The sequence below is a fragment of the Streptomyces sp. NPDC054770 genome (genome assembly GCF_053611985.1).
This window is the reverse complement of the sequence record NZ_JBSHBL010000038.1, coordinates 1-20,588: the sequence shown is the minus strand read 5'-3', so window position 1 is coordinate 20,588 and position 20,588 is coordinate 1. Positions and strand designations below refer to the sequence as shown.

Below are 20,588 nucleotides of genomic sequence, written 5' to 3'. Positions count from 1 at the left end.
GCCCGGGTCCCGCACCCCGCGAACGCGCCCGGGCACGAGAGGGATACCGGAAACTCGGATGACCGCGGGCTTCGGTCGGCGCTAGCGTGCGGCGGTGATCAGCGGTGAGGGAACACGTCTGGGTGCACAGGCCGCACGCCGCCTGGCGGAGACCGGCCTCTACGAGGTCGAACCGGGGCTGACGGACGCCGAGTTCGAGCGCATCGAACGCGACTACGGCTTCGAGTTCGCCGACGACCACCGGGCGTTCCTCGCCGCCGGTCTTCCGGTCAACGTCCCTCCCGAGGACGGGCAGACCTGGTCCAGGCCCTGGCCGGAATGGCGCGGCGGCGATCTGGACAGCGTGCGCCGACAGCTCGACTGGCCGGTGGAGGGTGTTCTGCTCGATGTCGAGCACAACGCGTTCTGGTACGAGGGCTGGGGCGAACGTCCGGCTGACGGCGCGGCGGCACTGGACGCGGCGCGGCATCATCTGCTCGCGGTGCCGGTACTGGTGCCCGTGTACGCCCACCGGTACCTGCCCGCCGGCCGGGGAAGCTTCGGGCATCCGGTGCTCTCGATGTGGCAGACCGACGTCATCTACTACGGGCTGGACCTGGTCGACTACATCCACCGGGAGTTCGACGAGGCACGGGGTGACGTCGACGAGAGCTGGAGCCCGCGGGCAACGGCTCCCTTCTGGCGGGACCTCCTCTGACGACAACGAGAACGGACGAGCGCCGATGCTTTCGGCAATCGTGGTGAACAAGGCCGGCCGCGAGCCATCGGAACAGTTCTCCGACCTTGTCCGCGGCCTCCCCTTCTCCCGTTCGGACGAATGGAGCCGGCACGACGAGCAGCAGGCTCTCTTCACCCACTACCGCGAAGGCAGTTGACCTGCTGTCACGCGCCCTGGGCCGATCTCCTTCTGATCCGTAGGTCTGTGGAGACGGCCTCGTGCTGGGCCTTGTTCGGCTGTTTGGCAAACGAAAAGAGAGGCCGTGCCGGGCGTCGCGAGGGTCAAAGGTCCTCGACCTGTGATCATGGAGCGTTCATTGGAAGTGATCGACGAGGAGCTTCACGTCTCGGGCCCGATGTGCCGCCGTCGTGGGGCGCTCGCGGGAACGCGCTGTAGGTGATGTGGTGAACTGGTTGACCTCGCTGCCGGCGGCGGTGCTGGTTGTGGGCGGACTCCTGCTTGCCTTGCTGGTTGCGGCAGTGGCGCGGGTCGGCGTCCGGGCGCTCGTACCGGTCGATGAACGGGATCGGGTGCCGCAGATCGCGACGCCCCTGATGCCGACACTCGGCGCTGCCTTCGCGATCTTTGCGGCACTCTCACTGGCCAGCGAGGCCGGCTACCTGCGGGCAGCCGAGGGGTTGGTCAGCGATGAGGCGGCAGCGTCCTCCCGCCTCGCATGGGCGGCGACAAGTCCGCAAGTCCAGTCGGAGCCGATCCATGCGGCACTGCTGGACTACTTGCAGACCACGCGTGCCAGGGAGTGGGAAGGTACAGCAGCGGCGTCCGGTGACGACCCGGCCACCGCTCGTGCGATCGCCCGGTTGGAGCGCGGTGTGCGCGCCGAGGCGGCCCGGCCCGATGTGGGAACCCCGACAGGCACGGAGCTGGTGGCCTCCCTGGACGCTGTCACCAGTAGTCGTCGCGCCCGCGTTGCGGCTGCCTCACGCGACGTTCCCGCGCTCTACGTCGTCACGCTTGTGGTCAGCGGACTGGCCTTGATCGTGAACTCCGGCGCACTGGTCTTCCGCAGCAGTCTGCGAACGTCGCTGCTCATCGTAGGGGTTGCGAGTGTGGTCGGCCTGAGCCTGGCGCTGCTCTTCGCACTCAGCGCACCCTGGAGCGGGCCGTTCATCGTCAGTGGACATCCGCTCGACGCCGTCATCGGAGACCTGAAATCCGGCTTCTTCGACGGCAGGCCGTAGGCGGCGGCGCGATCAGCGCGCCGCCAACTGATCACCGGCTACCGTGACCTGCGGCCACCTAACCGATCAACGCCCTGGCCTGCTGTCGAGCTGTCGACAGCTGTCGACATCGGTCACCATCGAGCCCTTTCACGCCAGGAGGGCCCGGGAGAGCACTCACGCGTGAGCACCGCATCAGGAGTTCGATCGGGTGGCTGCCATACGGCCCTCGCGCTCCCACCGCCATGGCGCGCATGATTGCTCAAGGCCGCCTGCGTTCGCTGTCGTTGATGTCAGATGGTGATGTCAGGTTGGATGACCCGATGGAGCGTATTGAGGCCGAACTGTTCACGGACGGCGGCAACAACGCCGTGGTGCGCCTGCCCGGCAGACGGTTCCCCGGGGTCTTGGTACAGGGCGACTCCCTTCGCATCCTCCGCAGCGACGCGGCCGAGGTGGCGGACGCGTGCGAACGGGGCAACCTGGATGAAGCGCGGGAGTCCGCAGACCTGCTTCTTACGAACCTGGATGCTCTGCTCACACGGTACGAGGCTGCGTTGGCCGAGCACGATATTCCGCGGCCGTACTGAGCTGTCGGGCCATCAGCTTGGGAAGCTGCGACCATTTGGAGCAGGTCTGGGCGCTGACCTGGGCCAATGGCTGGGTCGGGGCCTCGCCCGGCTCAGTTGCCTTCACCGTGATTCCCCGCTGTTCCCCGCTCTATCCGGTGCGCTGGTGGTGCGGCTTCCGCGTTCCTGCCTGACGCCGCTGGTCCGTCGGCATCGCCGTAGAGGTCTGGTGGTACTGCCGGTCCCAGCGTCAGTGGTGACCAACACGCTTTCCAATTGTGGTGGTGCTTCCTGAGGCCGTGAACATGGTCGTTCACCTGCGTTCACAAATGGCCTGGATCCGTTTCCCACCGGGCCCGTGATCTCGTCTGAACGGCCGTGAACTCCTATGACTGAGACGGAAACCGAGACGAGGCCCCTTCGACCTCACGGGTGGCGACAGTCAGAGCCGGCCGATACGCGATTCCGGTAGGGGCCCTCGTGCGCCTCTCCGCGCAACCAGTCGGTGAGTCACTGCGCGAATGATTGCCCGATCGGCGCAGAGCGCAGGGGCATGCCGGATACAGCACAGGTGGGGTCCCAGTCCCACGTCTGGCCGTCGGTCGTCCGGAAGTCGATCAGCGCCCACATCGCGCGTCCCCGGTCCATCAGCGGGACGATCCCCGACGGGAGGACGTCATCGTGGCGGATGGTGGCGGAGAATCTCGCGGGGCCCTGCAGCAGCGGAGCAGCAGCGCCGACTACGTGACGATGAGCAGAACGATCCACATGACCGCGGCGAGAACCGGAAGCGCATATGCGATCAGCGGCATCGCGCTGGGACCAGAGATGCGGCTAACTGTGTAGGTTTCCGCGTAGTCCGTCAGACGCTCGGCAGTACGTCGTTGGATGGCCCGGTTGTAGCGGTGATATCGGTGTCCCACGTATGCCCAGATGACGGTGAGAGCGAGCCCGAAGCTGGCCAAGACACGTGCTGCCGCGTGCGTGGTGCCCGATGCGGCAGTGCTGCTGTAGGCCACCGCCAGCAGAGATTGCGCGACCAGGAACAGGTTGCCGCGCTGGAAGAGCATGGTGTCGGTGTGGAGGTGGTGCTCCCACAGACGGGCGTCTGCGTCTCGCCGCTGTTCGTCGTTCTCTGGCGTCGACATGCGGCAGGTCTGCCCGCGGCTTCAGGGGAATAGTCGACTCCGGCAGGGCTCACAGCAGTATTCCCCGGCGTGAACTTTGCCGAGGGAGCGCTGTCGTCGCAGAGTCACGCGGTGGCGACCGCAGCAACGTCGAAGTGGTCGGTAACGACTGAATTTCACCCGTTGCCGAGAGCCTGCAGCTTGGGAAGCCAAGGGCATTTACGGGAGGTTGCCGAACCGACCGACTCCGCGTCGGTGTCGTGGGGCGCCTCGGCCGCCGCGGCGTTGAGCGCGGCACCGAGTTCTCTCATCAGGACGACCTCTTCGTCACTTCGTAGGCTGACGCCGAGGTACCGCTCTGGCTCGTCGGCGTCGCAGAAGTCGTCGAAGAGTGTGTGGAAGACATGGGCCAGGTCTTCGAACGCCGACGGGTCGAGCCACACATCCCGCTGCCATGGTGGATTGGCCAGAGCCAACACAACGGGTACGGCGTGGACTCGGTGGTTCGCTATGAGTCGGGCGGCATCGCTCACGAGTCCGAGCGTAGCGACCCCGAACCCGCACACCCCAACACTCTTAGTCGTATGGACGAGTGGGCAAGCCGTGTGGCAGGTGATCGTCATGAGCCCTGGAGGTCGGGTTCACGGATCGCTGTTTGATGTCGAGAACGTGCCACCGGCTCCGTCCCAGGAACATCAGCGGCCACCACCGGCCGCGCGGGGAAGAAGGAGAGACCAGCATGGCGATTCAGCGGATGGACAACGTCGGCATCGTCGTCGAGGACATGGACGCCGCCATCGCGTTCTTCGTGGAACTCGGTATGGAGCTGGAGGGCAGGGCGGAGGTCGAGGGCCTCTTCGCCGACCGGTGCACCGGACTCGACGGCGTCCGCTGTGACATCGCGATGGTCCGGACCCCGGACGGACACAGCCGGATCGAGCTGGCGAAGTACCGCAGCCCCGCGGTGATCGACGCCGGGCCGCGCAACCGGCCGCACAACATCCTGGGCACGCACCGCGTCATGTTCGCCGTGGACGACATCGAGGACACCGTTGCCCGCCTGCGCCCTCACGGCGCCGAACTCGTCGGCGAGATCGCCCGGTTCGAGGACAGCTATCTGCTCTGCTACCTCCGCGGCCCCGAGGGCATCATCGTCGGACTGGCCGAGCAACTGCGCTGAGGAAGCGACGATACGAACGTCGGGTACAGCGCCGGGTGGCTGCCGATCCGCTGTGGAGCTGCCATCTTGGGATGATGAGGAGGCATGCTCTGGAAGACGGCGAGGTTGGTCGTCCGGCGCTGGTCCTGGTGCACGGCGCCGGGCAAGGTGCGCGGATGTGGCGACGTCAACTGAGGGCGTTGTCCGACGACTTTCACGTGGTGGCCCCTGATCTGCCGGGGTTCGGCGGCAGGCCCGGCCGGTTCAGCCTCGCGGCGGCCGTGGAGTCCGTGACCGAGGTCGCCCGGGAGCTGGAGCGGGTTCACCTGTGCGGCCATTCTCTCGGGGCGATCGTGGCGGCACGGGTCGCGGCTGAGAGCCCGGACCTCGTTGCCCGGTTGGTTCTGTCCGGTGGACCCGAGATCGCACCTGGCAGGACGTCAGCACGGCGGCTCCGGATCGAACGGCACCGCCCCGGCCGGCTGGTGCGCGCGATCTCCGACCTCCCCGACCGTGCCGGGTGGATCGACCTGCTGGACGCTCTGGAGACCAGCGATGTCTCCGGTGCGCTTCCGCAGATCGCCGCGCCCACGCTTGTGCTGTGCGGGAAACGGGATCGTGCCGTTCTGGCGGACGCCCGACGGTCCGCGGCGGCCGTCCCGGGAGCCCAGCTGCTCGTGGTTCCGCATACCGGTCATCTCATGCCCATGACGGCGCCGCACGCGTTCAACGCCATCGTCCGGGGATTCCTCGCCCCCGAGCAGCAGACGCGTTGAGGGCAGCGTCCCGTCGCGGCTCGTAGACTCACCGCGTGGCATTCATGAGCACCCCGCACTGCTGCTTCCTGTGACCGGAAGGCGTTGAGGGCGAGGCCGGTCGGCGTCGCCCTCCTTGGTGTGCCTGCGGTGTGAGCCACGTTCACGCAGGCACTGCCCTTCTCCTTCCCTCGCTGCCAGGAGTGCCTCGTGCCCGTTCCGCTTCCCCCTGCCCTCGAACTCTCCCTCGATCTGCTGCGCTGCCCCACGTGCCGCACGCGCCGCCTGCACCCCGGCCGCAACGCACTTCGCTGCCCCGCGGGGCACAGTTTCGACATCGGCCGCCACGGCTACGTCGGCCTGCTGACCGGCACCCGTGCCACCAGCGGCGACGAGGCGGCCATGGTCCAGGCCCGGGAACGGTTCCTGGCCACCGGCGGCTACGCGCCCATCCGCGGGGTCGTGGCCCGTCTGGTGGCCGGAGCCCTGCGCGAGCAGGCCACGGTTGTGGACGTGGGCTGCGGCACCGGCTACTACCTGGCCGGTGTGCTCGACCAGTTGCCCGGCGCCCGGGGCCTCGGTCTGGACACGTCGGTGCGGGCGCTGCGCTCGGCGGCCCGGGCCCATGACCGCGCCGCCGCCGCGGCCTGGGACGTCTTCCGGCCCTTTCCGCTGGCCACCGGGGTCGCCGATGTCGTCCTGGACGTGTTCGCGCCGCGCAACCCGGCCGAGTTCCACCGGGTGCTCCGCCCGACCGGCCGGCTGATCGTGGTCCGCCCCACCGGGCGGCACCTGGCCGAACTGCGCGACCGGCTGCCCGCGATGGTGACGATCGACCCGGCCAAGGAACAGCGCCTGCACCGGGCGCTGGATCCCTTCTTCGCCGTCGCCGGCACCGAACGCGTGGAGTACCGCGCGCTCCTGACCCCGAAGGAGGCCCTGGACCTGCTGGAAATGACCCCGAGCGCACGGCACTTGAGTCATGCGGACCTGAGCGATGACGGCATCCTGCCCGGCCGGATCACCGTCTCCGTGCTGGCCACCGCCTACCGGCCCCGGTGACCGCGACGGGGCTCGACAGGGACGCGGCAGGGACGCGACAGAGGCCCGGATCTGGACAAGATCTGAGGTTAGGCTAACCTAATCTCCATCCCGTCCGGCGGTGTTTCCGCACGTCCGAAAGCAGCCACACCTATGTCCAACGTCAGAGCAGCCCACCTCACTCGCCGTGGCATCCTCGCTGCCGGCGGCGCCCTCGGTCTCGGCGCCGCGCTCGCGGCCTGCGGTGACGGCGACGCGAAAAGCGGCTCCTCCGGCAAGGAGACGACGGCCGCCGAGTCCGGTCCCTGGACCTTCAAGGACGACCGCGGGACCACGGTGAAGCTGGACAAGGCCCCGGCAAACATCGTCGCGTTCGTCGGGGTCGCCGCCGCGCTGTACGACTACGGCATCGGCGTGAAGGGCGTCTTCGGGCCGACCACGACCAAGGCCGGCAAGGCCGATGTCCAGGCCGGCGACATGGACGTGAGCAAGCTGACCGTCCTCGGCAACGAGTGGGGGCAGTTCAATGTCGAGAAGTACGCGGCGCTCGCCCCGGACGTCCTCATCACCACGATGTTCGACGCCGCCGGCACCCTCTGGTACGTCCCGGACGAGTCAAAGGACAAGATCGCCAAGCTCGCCCCGAGCGTCGGCATCTCGGCCTACGACCGTCAGCTGACCGTCCCGCTCCAGCGCATCTGGGCGCTCGCCGAGTCGCTCGGCGCGGACCTGACGGCGAGCAAGGTGACCGACGCGAAGAAGCGGTTCGAGGAGGCGTCCTCCCGGCTGCGCGCCGCCGCCAAGGCGCACCCCGACATCAAGGTGCTGGCCGGTTCCGCCGCCCAGGACCTGTTCTACGTCTCCGGCACCAACCTCTCGGTGGACCTGGAGTACTTCAAGGCCCTCGGCGTGAACTTCGTCGAGCCGTCGGCGTCCGTACTGAAGGCGAGCGGCGGCTGGTACGAGTCGCTGAGCTGGGAGAACGTCGACAAGTACCAGGCCGACATCATCATGATGGACGACCGTACGGCGACCATCCAGCCCGCCGACATCACCCAGGCCACCTGGAAGAAGCTCCCCGCGGTCAAGGCCGGCCAGGTCATCGCCCGCTCCCCCGAGCCGATCTTCTCCTACGACAAGTGCGTCGCGATGGTGGAGAACCTCGCCAAGGCGCTGGAGACGGCGAAGAAGGTCAGCTGACCCCACCCAGGCAACCCGTACAACTTCCTGAGTCTCAGGAGCTCATATGACGACGGCCGTAGCCGCCCCGTTCCGTTTCTTCTCCCTCCAGGTCGTACGGACGAGGCGGCTCGGTCCGTCTCTGGTCCGGGTCACCTTCGCCGGCGCCGACCTGACGCACTTCCACTCCCATGGACGCGACCAGTCCCTCTCCCTGTTCATCCCGGCCGAGGGGCACACCGAGCCCGTCGTACCCGTCGAGCTGGGATGGGGGTCCCCCCGCTCGAGCGAAGCCGAGAGTGGGGGAGGGTGGTGGCAGGGCTGGCGTGAACTCCCGGACGGCGTACGGGCCGTGATGCGGTCGTACACGCTGCGGGCGCTGCGCCGGGACCCGGACGAGATCGACATCGACTTCGTGCTGCACGGAGTCGAGCCGGGCGCGGCCGTCGCGGCCGGGCCCGCCTCCCGGTGGGCCTCCCGGGCCGCCGCCGGTGACCGGGTGATCCTGCTCGGACCCGCGATCGCCGACAACCGGGCGATCCGGTTCCGGCCGCCCGAGGACACCGATCTGGTGCTGGTGTGGGGTGACGAGACCGCCGTACCCGCCGCGACCGCCATCCTCGAATCCCTTCCCGCCGGCGCGCGCGTGCGCGCCTGGCTGGAGGTGCCGTGCGCCGGGGACGTCCAGGACGTGGCCACCGAGGCGGAGGCGGAGATCACCTGGCTGGTGGGCGGCCGCGATGCCACGCAGGAGATCCGCGCCGCTCAACTCCCCTCCCACGCACATCCGTACGTCTGGATCGCCGGGGAGTCGGGGCGGGTGAAGGAGCTGCGCCGGCATCTCGTCGGCGAGCGCGGGATCGACCGGCGCCGGGTCACCTTCGTCGGGTACTGGCGGCGGGGTCTGACGGAGGAGCAGCTCCGGGCGACAGGCGAGTAGTTACGGCCGCCGACGTGACGGCTGTCACGGGAGGGGCAGCGTTTCACTCGCGTTACTTAGGTTAGGCTAACCTAAGTGGAGCCGATCACTCCCCTCCCCCGCACGGATCGTCCCGGAGGACCCCCTCATGCGCTCGCACCTGCTCAATGACCTCACCGCGGAGCACTACCGCCGCTCCGTGACCGAAGGAGTAGAGCGGGTGGCGGCCAAACTCGCCACCACCGACCGTCCGTTCACGGGTGTCACCGTCGACGCCCTGTCCCCCCTCATCGACGGCATCGACCTCGACCGGCCGCTGCACGACACCACCGCGGTCCTGGACGAGCTGGAGGACGTCTACCTCCGAGACGCCGTCTACTTCCACCACCCCCGCTACCTCGCCCACCTCAACTGCCCGGTGGTCATCCCGGCGGTGCTCGGCGAGGCGGTGCTCTCCGCCGTCAACTCCTCCCTGGACACCTGGGACCAGTCGGCCGGCGGCACCCTCATCGAGCGGAAACTGATCGACTGGACCGCCGAGCGGATCGGCTTCGGCGAGGCCGCCGACGGCGTGTTCACCTCCGGCGGCACCCAGTCCAACCTCCAGGCGCTGCTGCTGGCGCGGGAGGAAGCGAAGAGCGACAGCCTCGCCGAACTGCGGATCTTCGCCTCCGAGGTCAGCCACTTCAGCGTGAAGAAGTCGGCGAAACTGCTCGGCCTCGGCCAGGACGCGGTGGTCTCCGTCCCCGTCGGCGCCGACAAGCGGATGCAGACCGTGGCCCTCGCCCGCGAGCTGGAGCGCTGCAAGCAGGACGGTTTTGTGCCCATGGCCGTCGTCGCCACCGCCGGCACCACCGACTTCGGCTCCATCGACCCGCTGCCGGAGATCGCCGAGCTGTGCGAGCAGTACGGCGTCTGGATGCACGTCGACGCGGCCTACGGCTGCGGGCTGCTCGCCTCCCTGAAGCACCGGGACCGGATCGCCGGCATCGAGCGCGCCGACTCGGTCACCGTCGACTACCACAAGTCCTTCTTCCAGCCGGTGAGTTCCTCCGCGGTGCTGGTCCGGGACGCCTCGACCCTGTGCCATGTCACATATCACGCGGACTACCTCAACCCCCGCCGCATGGTCACCGAACGCATCCCCAACCAGGTCGACAAGTCCCTCCAGACCACCCGCCGCTTCGACGCCCTCAAGCTGTGGATGACCCTGCGCACCATGGGCGCCGACGGCATCGGCGAACTCTTCGACCAGGTCTGCGAGCTGGCGGCGGAGGGCTGGCGGCTCCTGGCGGCCGACCCGCGCTACGACGTCGTCGTCGAGCCGTCCCTGTCCACCCTCGTCTTCCGCTACATCCCGGCGGCCGTCACCGACCCGGCCGAGATCGACCGGGCCAACCTGTACGCCCGCAAGGCCCTGTTCGCCTCCGGCGACGCCGTGGTCGCGGGCACCAAGGTCGGCGGCCGCCACTACCTCAAGTTCACCCTGCTCAACCCCGAGACCACGACGGCCGACATCGCCGCCGTCCTCGACCTGATCGCCGGCCACGCCGAGCAGTACCTGGGAGAGTCCCTTGACCGCGCGTCCTGAAGCCCCGAGCAAGACCTACGACTTCGTGGGGATCGGGCTCGGCCCGTTCAACCTCGGCCTCGCCTGCCTGACCGAGCCGATCGCCGAACTGGACGGCGTCTTCCTGGACTCGAAGCCCGACTTCGAGTGGCACGCCGGCATGTTCCTGGACGGTGCCCACCTCCAGACCCCGTTCATGTCGGACCTGGTCACCCTCGCCGACCCCACCTCGCCGTACTCCTTCCTCAACTACCTGAAGGAGAAGGGCCGGCTGTACCCGTTCTACATCCGGGAGAACTTCTATCCCCTGCGGGTGGAGTACGACGACTACTGCCGCTGGGCGGCGAACCGGCTGACCAACGTCCGCTTCGACACGACGGTGACGGAGGTCCGGTACGACGACACGGACGAGGTCTACGTCGTCACGACGGCCGCCGGTGGGACGGGCGAGACGTGCCAGACGTACCGCGCCCGTCGCCTGGTCCTCGGCACCGGCACCCCGCCCCACATCCCCGAGGCCTGCCAGGGCCTGGGCGGCGACTTCATCCACAACTCGCGCTACCTGCGGCACAAGCAGGAGCTCCAGTCCAAGGAGTCGATCACGCTGGTCGGCAGCGGCCAGTCCGCCGCCGAGATCTACTACGACCTGCTCGGCGAGATCGACGTCCACGGCTACCGGCTGAACTGGGTGACCCGCTCCCCGCGCTTCTTCCCGCTCGAATACACCAAGCTCACGCTGGAGATGACCAGCCCCGAGTACATCGACTACTACCACGCCCTGCCCGAGGCGACCCGCTACCGGCTCACCGCCGAGCAGAAGGGCCTCTTCAAGGGCATCGACGGCGACCTGATCAACGAGATCTTCGACCTGCTCTACCAGAAGAACCTCGGCGGCCCGGTGCCGACCAGACTGCTGACCAACTCGTCCCTGAACGCGGCCGCTTACGACAACGGCACCTACACCCTCTCCCTCCGCCAGGAGGAGCAGGACAAGGACTACGAGATCGAGACCCAGGGCCTGGTCCTGGCCACCGGCTACAAGTACGCCGAGCCCGAGTTCCTGAAGCCCGTCCGGGACCGGCTGCGCTACGACACGCACGGCAACTTCGACGTGGCCCGCAACTACGCGATCGACGTCACCGGCCGGGGCGTCTTCCTCCAGAACGCCGGCGTCCACACCCACAGCATCACCAGCCCCGACCTGGGCATGGGCCCCTACCGGAACGCGTACATCATCCGCGAGCTGCTCGGCTCGGAGTACTACCCGGTGGAGAAGACGATCGCCTTCCAGGAGTTCGCCGTATGAGCACGATGACGACGACCTTCACGTTCCGGCCCCTCGACCCCCTCCAGGACGCCGAGCTGCTGCACCACTGGGTCACCCACCCCAAGGCGGCCTACTGGATGATGCAGGACGCCCGGCCGGCGGACGTCGAGCGGGCGTACCTGGAGATCGCGGCCGACGAGCACCACCACGCCCTGCTGGGCATCGGCGAGGACGGTGAGCCGGCCTTCCTCATGGAGTACTACGACCCGGCCCACCGCGAGCTGGTCGGGCTCTACGAGCCCGAACCCGGTGACGTCGGGATGCACTTCCTCACCCCCGCCACCGACACGCCCGTGCACGGCTTCACGAAGGCCGTCATCACGGCCGTGGTGGCCCGCCTCTTCGAGGACCCGGCGGCCCGCCGGATCGTCGTCGAGCCGGACGTGCACAACACGGCCGTACACGCACTGAACGAGGCCGTCGGGTTCGTGCCCGTACGGGAGATCCAGAAGCCGGAGAAGAAGGCGTTGCTGAGCTACTGCACCCGGGAGCGGTTCGAGAGGGCGGTGGCCGCCGTATGACCCTCGCCGACGCCGTGGCCCACCTCTCCCCCGAACGCTGGGAGAAGGCCAACCGGCTCCTGATACGCAAGGCGCTCGCAGAGTTCGCCCACGAGCGCCTGATCACCCCGGAGGCGGACGGGCCGTCGTACGTCGTCCGCAGCGACGACGGGCTCACCCGCTACCGCTTCACCGCCGTCCGCCGCGCCCTCGACCACTGGCAGGTGGACGCCGACTCGATCACCCGTACCCGCGACGGCGCCGAACTCCCCCTCGCCGCCCTGGACTTCTTCATCGAGCTGAAGGACGCCCTGGGGCTCAGCGAGGAGGTCCTGCCGGTCTACCTGGAGGAGATCTCCTCCACGCTCTCCGGCACCTGCTACAAGCTCACCAAGCCCCAGGTCCCGGTCGCCGAGCTGGCACGCTCCGGCTTCCAGGCGATCGAGACCGGGATGACCGAGGGCCACCCCTGCTTCGTCGCGAACAACGGGCGGCTCGGCTTCGGCGTCCACGAGTACCTGTCGTACGCCCCCGAGACCGCGAGCCCGGTCCGGCTGGTGTGGCTGGCGGCGCACCGGTCGCGGGCCGCGTTCACGGCGGGGGTCGGGATCGAGTACGAGGCCTTCGTACGGGACGAGCTGGGCGCGGCGACCGTCGAGCGGTTCGACGGCGTGCTGCGCGAGCGGGGCCTGGACCCCGCCGACTACCTCCTCATCCCGGTCCACCCCTGGCAGTGGTGGAACAAACTCACCGTCACCTTCGCCGCCGAGGTCGCCCGCGGGTACCTGGTCTGCCTGGGCGAGGGCGACGACGAGTACCTGGCCCAGCAGTCCATCCGGACCTTCTTCAACAGCTCGCATCCGCAGAAGCACTACGTCAAGACCGCGCTCTCGGTCCTCAACATGGGCTTCATGCGCGGGCTTTCCGCCGCCTACATGGAGGCCACCCCGGCCATCAACGACTGGCTGGCCCAGCTCATCGACAACGACCCGGTGCTCAAGTCCACCGGCCTGTCGATCATCCGGGAGCGGGCGGCCGTCGGCTACCGGCACCTGGAGTACGAGAAGGCGACCGACCGCTACTCGCCGTACCGGAAGATGCTGGCCGCGCTGTGGCGGGAGAGCCCGGTCCCGTCCCTGCGGGAGGGCGAGTCCCTGGCGACCATGGCCTCCCTGCTGCACGTGGACCACGAGGGCGCCTCCTTCGCGGCCGCGCTCATCGAGCAGAGCGGGCTGCCGGCCAAGGAGTGGCTGCGCGCCTACCTCCGGGCCTACTTCACGCCGCTCCTGCACAGCTTCTACGCCTACGACCTGGTGTTCATGCCGCACGGCGAGAACGTCATCCTGGTGCTGGAGGACGGGGTGGTGCGGCGGGCGGTGTACAAGGACATCGCCGAGGAGATCGCGGTCATGGACCCGGACGCGGTGCTGCCGCCGACGGTCGAGCGGCTGCGCGTCGAGGTCCCCGAGGACAAGAAGCTGCTTTCCATCTTCACGGACGTCTTCGACTGCTTCTTCCGCTTCCTCGCCGCGCACCTCGCGACCGAGGGGGTCCTGACGGAGGACGACTTCTGGCGGACGGTCGCCGAGATCACCCGTGAGTACCAGGAGTCGGCGCCCGAACTCGCCGACAGGTTCGCGCGGTACGACATGTTCGCGCCCGAGTTCGCGCTGTCCTGCCTCAACCGGCTCCAGCTGCGCGACAACCGGCAGATGGTGGACCTGGCCGACCCGTCGGGCGCCCTCCAGCTGGTCGGAACCCTGAGAAATCCCGTCGCGGGGTTCTGATCCGGGCAGGCGGGCTCCCCCGAGTACGGTCCTCGGGGGAGCCCGTCGGTCGTTTCACCCTGGTTTCACCCTAGGGTGCGGGCCAGGGCACCTGCGGCGAGCGGTAGTAGGCGATGCCGAGGGCGTCCCAGCGCGGGGCCTGGGCGGCGAGCCGCACCTTGTAGGCGTCCCAGGAGTGGGTGGCGGCCGGCGACCAGCCGAGCTCCGCGACTCCCGGCAGCCGCGGGAAGGCCATGTAGTCGATGTCGGCGTCCGTCACGATGGTCTCGGTCCACAGCGGCGCCTCGACGCCCTTGACGGCCGAACCCGGGGCGCCGGCGAGGTAGTCGCCCGGGTCCCAGTCGTACGACCGCTTCACCTCCACCAGTCCGGCCCAGTCCTGGCCCAGCGGGGTGTCCTCGGTGTACTTCATGTCCAGGTACACCCGGTCGGCGGGCGAGAGGATCAGCCCGGTGCCGTTCCGAGCGGCCGCGACCACCTGGGCCTTCTCGTCCGCGCTCGTGTCTTCCTGCCCCCAGTACTGGGCGATCGCCCCCTTGGCCGGGTGGGCGCCGGTCAGCTGGTGCCAGCCGATCACCGTCTTGCCGTACTTCGCGACGATCGGCTGCACCCGGTCCATGAACGTGACGTAGTCCTCGTGGCTGGTGGAGTGCGCCTCGTCGCCGCCGATGTGGAGGTAGCGGCCGGGGGTGAGGGCGGCCAGTTCGCGGATGACGTCGGCGGCGAAGTCGTACGTCACCTGCTTGCCGGCGCACAGCGAGCTGAAGCCGACCTCCGTGCCCGTGTACAGCGGCGGCGCGGTGCCGTCGCAGTTGAGGTCGGCGTAGGAGGCGAGGGCCGCGTCGGTGTGGCCCGGCATGTCGATCTCGGGGACGACTTCGAGGTAGCGGGAGGCGGCGTACCGGACGATCTCCTCGTACTGGGCCTTGGTGTAGAAGCCGCCCCGGCCGCCGCCGACCTGGGTCGAGCCGCCGTAGGCCGCCAGGCGCGGCCAGGAGTCGATCGCGAGGCGCCAGCCCTGGTCGTCGCTCAGATGCAGATGCAGCTCGTTGATCTTGTAGAGGGCCAGCTGGTCGATGTAACGCTCGACCTGGGCCACGGTGAAGAAGTGCCGGGAGACGTCGAGCATCGCGCCCCGGTAGGCATAGCGCGGGCGGTCGCTGACGGTGCCGCCGGCGACCAGCCAGGGTCCGGGCTGGACGGTGTCCTTCTCGACGGCCGCCGGGAGCAGCTGGCGCAGGGTCTGGACGCCGTGGAAGAGGCCGGCGGGCTGGGCGGCGGTGATGGTGACGCCGTCGCGGCCGCTGTCGAGACGGTAGCCCTCGGCGCCGAACGGGCCGTGGGACAGGACGAGCCGGATGCCCGCCGTGCCGTGGGTGGTCAGGGGCAGCCGGTAGCCGGTCGACGGGCGCAGCAGGTCCGCGAGGTACTCGGCGACCCGGCGGGCCCGAGGGGAGCCGTCGACGCGGACGGCGGTGTCGCGGGTGATGCGGTACGGCGCTCCGCCGGGCGTGACCGAGGCGGGCGCCGGGACCACCCGGCCGAGCGGGGTCGGCGCGGGCGCGGGCGCCGCCGGGGTGGCGCCGGCCGTGAAGGCGCCGCCCGCCGCGACGAGCAGCAGGGACCCGAGGACGCGGGCCGTACGGCGCGGCCGGGAAGTCCGAGGCGTATGGGAAGTCCGGGGAGTTCGAGGGGCTCGGGGGGTTCGGGGAGTCGTTCTGAGGTGCGTTCGCACGTGCGCTCCCTTCAGTGGGGGGTCGAGACCGACCAGGATTGGTCGAGACCACTCTCCCGCACTCGCGGTGGAACAATCCCCGCATGGCGGAAATCATCCAGAAGGACGGCATCTGGGCCTTCGACGGAGACACCCTGCGGCTGACTCCCGGGCGGGACAAGAACGTGAGTGTGCTGCGCCGGGCACTGGGTGAACTGGCGCTCCCGCTGGACGCGTTGGCCGGGATCTCGTTCGAGCAGGGCCGCAGGCAGGGGCGGCTGAGGCTGCGGCTGCGGGACGGCGCCGATCCGCTGCTGCACGCCACCGGGGGCCGCCTGACCGAACCCCACGACCCCTATCGGCTGGCCGTCGAGTCGGACCGGTACGGGGTCGCCGAGTACTTCACGGACGAGGTGCGCGACGCGCTGCTCCTTGCGCAGGTGCCGGGCACGCCGGTGGGCGCGTACCTGCTGCCGGGGCCGCCGCTGCCGCTGTCGGTGTCCGCCGGGGACGGCACGGCGTCGTTCGACGGGGAGCGGGTGCGCCTGGAGTGGAACTGGAAGACGGAGGACACCAAGGCCGCCGCGGGTCCGCGCACGCTCGCCCTGGCGGACATCCTCGGCGTGGAGTGGCAGCCGTCCGCCGGTCTCGAGAACGGCCATCTGCGGTTCCGGGTGACCGGCGCACCGGCCGGGACACGGGCCAAGTACGACCCGCACGCGGTGGAGTTGTGGGGGTTCAAGCGGGATCCGCTGATGGCACTGGTCGCGGCGGCGGTACAGGCGCGGCTGCCGCATCCGTCGACGGCCGACGCACCGGAGCCGCCCGGGAAGCCGGAGGCGACGGAGACGGCGCGGGCGACGGAGACGACAGGAGCGACGGGGGCCGATCACGACGCGCTGCTGCGCCGGCTGCGGGAGCTGGGTGAGCTGCACCGCGAGGGGGTGCTCACCGACGAGGAGTTCACGATGGCCAAACAGGCGGTCCTCAAACGCTTGTGAGGACCGCCTGCGGGTGCGTTGCCGCCGTGCGCCCTGCCTTCGGGGCGTACGGACTTACCGGGTGTCGCCGGGCCTTACTTGGCCTTGCGCGCCACCGTGAAGTGGTCGATGCGGTCGCCGGTCTCGGCGATGCCCGACACCTTCAGCTTGGCGTACTGGCCGCGCGGGGCGGGCTCGACGTCCACGCGCAGGAAGGAGTAGTTGAGGTAGCGCACCCGGGACCAGGCGACGGTCTCGTTGACCTTGCCGTCCTTGGTGTTGATGAAGGAGGCGACGGAGTCGACCTCGTTCAGGTGGCCCTCGTAGGAGTCCGGGGCGGTGAACGCGTACAGGCTGCGGCCGGCCGCGCCCGCGGTGACGTAGACGACGCCCTCGGTCTCGGAGTAGGCCGTCTCGCCGATCGGGAGCTTCTTGACGACCGTGTTGCCCTTGATGACGTCGGTGCGCTCGTACTGGTGGTTGTGGCCGTTGATGACCAGGTCCACCGTGTACTTCTCGAACAGCGGCACCCACTCCTGTCGCACGCCCCCCTCCGAGGCGTGCGCCGTGGAGGTGCAGTAGGCGCAGTGGTGGAAGAACACGACGATGAAGTCGATGTCCTTCGAGGCGCGGAACTTCTTCAGCTGCGCCTCGAACCACGTGGTCTGGGTGCCGCCCGAGATGCCGAGGTTGGCCGGTATCTCGAAGGAGACGTCGTTCGGGTCGAGCGAGATGATCGCCGTGTTGCCGTGGACGAAGGAGTAGACGCCCGGCAGGTTCTTCTTGTCCGGCCCGTTGTCGGGCAGGGAGAAGCGGGCCTCCTCGCCGCCGTAGCCGTTGGGCGAGTACCAGGCCTCCATGTCGTGGTTGCCGTACGACACCATCCACGGCACGGACTTGGCGACCGACTCGGTCTGGGCCAGGAACTGGTCCCAGACGCGGGAGTCGAAGCCGGTGTCGGCGGTCTTGCCGGCGCCGGACGGGTCGGCGTAGGCGATGTCGCCGGCGTGCAGGTGGAAGCTGGGGTTCTGGCCGAGGATCAGGCTGTCGTTGGCCAGGCCGTGGTAGCTGACGCCCTGGTCGCCGAAGGCCGTGAAGGTGAACGGCTCCTTGTGCGAGGGCGCGGTGGTGAAGGTGCCGATGGTGCTGGCGAACTGCGGCGAGGCCGGGTCGAAGCCCTGGTGGCCGACGCCGTAGAAGTACGTCCGGCCCGGCTTGAGGTTGGCCAGCTTGGCGTGCACGTAGTACTGGGTGTGGTCGCCGCTGGCGCCGATGCCGGCCGGGGTGTAGAGGGTGCGGATCTCGGCGTCGATCTTGACCGAGAGGTGCGAGGCGTGGGTGCCGATGCGGACGAAGGGCTTCTTCACCGCGACCGGGACCTGCCAGGAGATCGTCATCTCCGTGGCGGCGTCGTTGCCGAAGGCCAGGTGGCGGCCGAACGGGGCGACGAACGCGCCGTCGACGTACTGGGTGGCGGGAGCGGAGGACTGGGTGGGGACGGCGGCCTGGGCGGTGCCGCCCAGGACGAACGAGCCGCCCGTGACGGCGCCGAGGGTGACGGCGCCGCCTCTGATCATGGAGCGCCGGGAGAACTTGGCGCGGAGGTACTCGTGCTGCTCAGCCATGCTCATGCGTTCGGCGAGCTCATCGGGTACGCCCATACGAGGAATGTCCATGGCGTCTGAAAATCGTCTCCACAAGCGACGTGGCGCAAGACACAGGATGGACAGCTTACGAACAGAGCCCCATAAGCGATTGAACAGTCTGCTGCCCGGAATCGGGCAGGATTCTTGCGAAACTCACGCCGGTACTCCAGGATCAACCGGGTGCACGACGAACTCGTTGATCATCTGACCCGGTCCACGCCCCTGAGCAGGGGCGAGGCGCTGCGGGTGATCCAGGACGTGCTCGCCTACTTCGACGAGACGACCGGGGACTACGTCCGGCGCCGCCACCGCGAGCTCCAGACCGAAGGCCTGGTCAACGCGGAGATCTTCGACCGGATCGCGGCGGATCTGAAGTACAGGGCGGTCGCTCCGCCGGAGCTCACCCTCCGGCAGCTGCGCCGCATGGTCTACGGGTGACTACGACTTAGGGATACGGAACACCTATATATGTGCGGAATTGTCGGATACATCGGTAGGCGCGACGTCGCCCCCCTCCTCCTCGAAGGTCTGCAGCGGCTGGAATACCGCGGCTACGACTCGGCGGGCATCGTCGTCTCCGCCCCGAAGACGGCCGGCCTGAAGATGGTGAAGGCCAAGGGCCGGGTCCGGGACCTGGAGGCCAAGGTACCGGCGCGCTTCAAGGGCACCACCGGCATCGCCCACACCCGCTGGGCCACCCACGGCGCCCCCTCCGACCTGAACGCCCACCCGCACATGTCGGCCGACCAGAAGGTCGCCGTCGTCCACAACGGCATCATCGACAACGCCTCCGAGCTGCGCCGCAAGCTGGAGGCGGACGGCGTGGTGTTCCTCTCCGAGACCGACACCGAGGTCCTCACCCACCTGATCGCCCGCTCCCAGGCGGAGACCCTGGAGGAGAGGGTCCGCCAGGCGCTGCGCATGATCGAGGGCACCTACGGCATCGCGGTGATGCACGCCGACTTCCCTGAGCGGATCGTCGTCGCCCGCAACGGCTCCCCGGTCGTCCTCGGCATCGGCGACAAGGAGATGTTCGTCGCCTCGGACATCGCGGCCCTGGTCACCCACACCCGGCAGATAGTGACCCTCGACGACGGCGAGATGGCCACCCTCAAGGCCGACGACTTCCGCACCTACACCACCGAGGGCACCCGCACGACGGCCGAGCCGACCACCGTGGAGTGGGAGGCCGAGTCGTACGACATGGGCGGCCACGACACCTACATGCACAAGGAGATCTTCGAGCAGCCCGACGCGGTCGACCGCGTGCTGCGCGGCCGGATCGACGACCGCTTCTCCACCGTGCACCTCGGCGGCCTCAACCTGGACGCCCGCGACGCGCGTGCCGTGCGCCGGGTGAAGATCCTCGGCTGCGGCACGTCGTACCACGCGGGCATGATCGGCGCCCAGATGATCGAGGAGCTGGCCCGCATCCCCGCGGACGCCGAGCCGGCCTCGGAGTTCCGCTACCGCAACCCGGTGGTCGACCCCGACACCCTGTACATCGCGGTCTCCCAGTCCGGTGAGACGTACGACGTGCTCGCCGCCGTCCAGGAGCTGAAGCGCAAGGGCGCACGGGTGCTGGGCGTGGTGAACGTGGTGGGCTCGGCGATCGCGCGGGAGGCGGACGGCGGCACGTACGTGCACGCGGGCCCGGAGGTCTGCGTGGTCTCGACGAAGTGCTTCACCAACACGACGGTGGCCTTCGCCCTGCTCGCCCTGCACCTGGGCCGCATCCGCGACCTGTCGGTCCGCGACGGCAAGCGCATCATCGACGGCCTGCGCAAGCTGCCGGCCCAGATCTCGGAGATCCTCGCCCAGGAGGCGGAGATCGAGAAGATGGCCGCGGAGTACGCCGAGGCCCGCTCGATGCTCTTCATCGGCCGCGTCCGGGGCTACCCGGTGGCCCGCGAGGCGTCCCTGAAGCTCAAGGAGGTCTCCTACATCCACGCGGAGGCCTACCCGGCGTCCGAACTGAAGCACGGCCCGCTGGCGTTGATCGAGCCGGCCCTCCCCACGGTGGCGATCGTCCCCGACGACGACCTCCTGGAGAAGAACCGCGCGGCCCTGGAGGAGATCAAGGCCCGCAGCGGCAAGATCCTGGCGGTGGCCCACCAGCACCAGGAGAAGGCGGACCGCACGATCGTCGTCCCCAAGAACGAGGACGAACTGGACCCGATCCTGATGGGCATCCCGCTCCAACTCCTCGCATACCACACGGCGAAGGCACTGGGCCGCGACATCGACAAGCCGCGGAACCTGGCCAAGTCGGTGACGGTGGAGTAGCGCCGTTCGAGTCTGCGGGTGCGTGGTGGTTGCTCGCGCAGTTCCCCGCGCCCCTAAAGGGGCGCTCGCTCCAGCGCCCTTTCTTTTGGGGGCGCGGGGTACTGCGCGTCAAGCCCCCACCGGCCCGCAC

20 protein-coding genes are annotated in these 20,588 nt (G+C 69.0%); 16 read left to right on the top strand and 4 right to left on the bottom strand.

Going from position 1 to position 20,588, the window contains the following annotated elements; translation table 11 throughout:
* The first annotated feature begins 94 nt into the window (after positions 1-94).
* The 4 genes from ACWGKQ_RS29035 to ACWGKQ_RS29020 all read left to right on the top strand — a co-directional run bounded on the left by ACWGKQ_RS29035 (position 95) and on the right by ACWGKQ_RS29020 (position 2,489).
* On the top strand, positions 95-697 hold the full coding sequence (locus ACWGKQ_RS29035; RefSeq protein WP_453294936.1) for a hypothetical protein: 603 nt from the start codon (positions 95-97) through the stop codon (positions 695-697).
* 25 nt (positions 698-722) lie between these two features.
* On the top strand, positions 723-875 hold the full coding sequence (locus tag ACWGKQ_RS29030; RefSeq protein WP_453294935.1) for a hypothetical protein: 153 nt from the start codon (positions 723-725) through the stop codon (positions 873-875).
* Positions 876-1,122: 247 nt separating this feature from the next.
* Positions 1,123-1,920: a bestrophin-like domain gene (locus tag ACWGKQ_RS29025; RefSeq protein ID WP_453294934.1), complete on the top strand. Its 798-nt coding sequence runs from the start codon at positions 1,123-1,125 to the stop codon at positions 1,918-1,920.
* Between the two features lie 224 nt (positions 1,921-2,144).
* The gene (locus ACWGKQ_RS29020) at positions 2,145-2,489 is read left to right on the top strand and encodes a DUF6959 family protein (protein ID WP_453294933.1); all 345 of its coding nucleotides are present in this window, start codon (positions 2,145-2,147) and stop codon (positions 2,487-2,489) included.
* A 719-nt stretch (positions 2,490-3,208) separates the two neighbouring features.
* Here the strand turns inward: ACWGKQ_RS29020 and ACWGKQ_RS29015 are convergent.
* Together ACWGKQ_RS29015 and ACWGKQ_RS29010 are read right to left on the bottom strand one after the other, a co-directional pair.
* Positions 3,209-3,616 carry a hypothetical protein gene (locus ACWGKQ_RS29015; RefSeq protein WP_453294932.1) on the bottom strand — a complete coding sequence of 136 codons (408 nt, stop codon included), beginning with the start codon at positions 3,614-3,616 and terminating at the stop codon, positions 3,209-3,211.
* Positions 3,617-3,771: 155 nt separating this feature from the next.
* The gene (locus tag ACWGKQ_RS29010; protein ID WP_453294931.1) at positions 3,772-4,128 is read right to left on the bottom strand and encodes an SCO4402 family protein; all 357 of its coding nucleotides are present in this window, start codon (positions 4,126-4,128) and stop codon (positions 3,772-3,774) included.
* Positions 4,129-4,334: 206 nt separating this feature from the next.
* On the opposite strand from ACWGKQ_RS29010, the gene ACWGKQ_RS29005 reads away from it, so the two are divergent.
* From ACWGKQ_RS29005 to ACWGKQ_RS28965, 9 genes are all read left to right on the top strand, one after another.
* Positions 4,335-4,775: a VOC family protein gene (locus tag ACWGKQ_RS29005; protein ID WP_453294930.1), complete on the top strand. Its 441-nt coding sequence runs from the start codon at positions 4,335-4,337 to the stop codon at positions 4,773-4,775.
* A gap of 71 nt (positions 4,776-4,846) precedes the next feature.
* Entirely contained in the window at positions 4,847-5,530 is a 684-nt protein-coding gene (locus ACWGKQ_RS29000; protein ID WP_453294929.1) for an alpha/beta fold hydrolase, read from the top strand.
* Positions 5,531-5,719: 189 nt separating this feature from the next.
* Positions 5,720-6,571 carry a putative RNA methyltransferase gene (locus ACWGKQ_RS28995; protein ID WP_453294928.1) on the top strand — a complete coding sequence of 284 codons (852 nt, stop codon included), beginning with the start codon at positions 5,720-5,722 and terminating at the stop codon, positions 6,569-6,571.
* Between the two features lie 132 nt (positions 6,572-6,703).
* Entirely contained in the window at positions 6,704-7,750 is a 1,047-nt protein-coding gene (locus tag ACWGKQ_RS28990; protein ID WP_453294927.1) for an ABC transporter substrate-binding protein, read from the top strand.
* A 46-nt stretch (positions 7,751-7,796) separates the two neighbouring features.
* Positions 7,797-8,669: a siderophore-interacting protein gene (locus tag ACWGKQ_RS28985; RefSeq protein ID WP_453294926.1), complete on the top strand. Its 873-nt coding sequence runs from the start codon at positions 7,797-7,799 to the stop codon at positions 8,667-8,669.
* 127 nt (positions 8,670-8,796) lie between these two features.
* Positions 8,797-10,239, top strand: coding sequence for a lysine decarboxylase DesA (gene desA / locus ACWGKQ_RS28980; protein ID WP_453294925.1), 1,443 nt, complete (start codon positions 8,797-8,799; stop codon positions 10,237-10,239).
* A complete protein-coding gene (locus ACWGKQ_RS28975) occupies positions 10,223-11,524 on the top strand; it encodes a lysine N(6)-hydroxylase/L-ornithine N(5)-oxygenase family protein (protein WP_453294924.1) in 1,302 nt (433 codons plus the stop codon). Before desA ends, ACWGKQ_RS28975 begins: the two co-directional genes overlap by 17 nt.
* Positions 11,521-12,066 (top strand): GNAT family N-acetyltransferase, encoded by a 546-nt coding sequence (locus ACWGKQ_RS28970; RefSeq protein ID WP_453294923.1) that lies wholly within the window; start codon positions 11,521-11,523, stop codon positions 12,064-12,066. Before ACWGKQ_RS28975 ends, ACWGKQ_RS28970 begins: the two co-directional genes overlap by 4 nt.
* On the top strand, positions 12,063-13,832 hold the full coding sequence (locus ACWGKQ_RS28965) for an IucA/IucC family protein (RefSeq protein WP_453294922.1): 1,770 nt from the start codon (positions 12,063-12,065) through the stop codon (positions 13,830-13,832). The genes ACWGKQ_RS28970 and ACWGKQ_RS28965 overlap by 4 nt, the downstream gene beginning before the upstream one ends.
* Before the next feature lie 70 nt (positions 13,833-13,902).
* Here ACWGKQ_RS28965 and ACWGKQ_RS28960 read toward each other — a convergent pair whose 3' ends face one another.
* Positions 13,903-15,567 (bottom strand): beta-N-acetylhexosaminidase, encoded by a 1,665-nt coding sequence (locus tag ACWGKQ_RS28960; protein ID WP_453294921.1) that lies wholly within the window; start codon positions 15,565-15,567, stop codon positions 13,903-13,905.
* A gap of 83 nt (positions 15,568-15,650) precedes the next feature.
* Between ACWGKQ_RS28960 and ACWGKQ_RS28955 the strand changes: the two genes are divergently transcribed.
* Complete coding sequence (locus ACWGKQ_RS28955; RefSeq protein ID WP_453294920.1) at positions 15,651-16,547, top strand: DUF4429 domain-containing protein; 897 nt, start codon at positions 15,651-15,653, stop codon at positions 16,545-16,547.
* A gap of 74 nt (positions 16,548-16,621) precedes the next feature.
* On the opposite strand, the gene ACWGKQ_RS28950 is transcribed toward ACWGKQ_RS28955, so the two are convergent.
* Complete coding sequence (locus ACWGKQ_RS28950; protein ID WP_453294919.1) at positions 16,622-18,187, bottom strand: purple acid phosphatase family protein; 1,566 nt, start codon at positions 18,185-18,187, stop codon at positions 16,622-16,624.
* Positions 18,188-18,352: 165 nt separating this feature from the next.
* Here ACWGKQ_RS28950 and ACWGKQ_RS28945 point away from each other — a divergent pair, with 165 nt between their 5' ends.
* A complete protein-coding gene (locus ACWGKQ_RS28945) occupies positions 18,353-18,610 on the top strand; it encodes a hypothetical protein (RefSeq protein ID WP_453294918.1) in 258 nt (85 codons plus the stop codon).
* A 30-nt stretch (positions 18,611-18,640) separates the two neighbouring features.
* Positions 18,641-20,458: a glutamine--fructose-6-phosphate transaminase (isomerizing) gene (glmS, locus tag ACWGKQ_RS28940; RefSeq protein ID WP_453294917.1), complete on the top strand. Its 1,818-nt coding sequence runs from the start codon at positions 18,641-18,643 to the stop codon at positions 20,456-20,458.
* Positions 20,459-20,588: the final 130 nt, after the last annotated feature.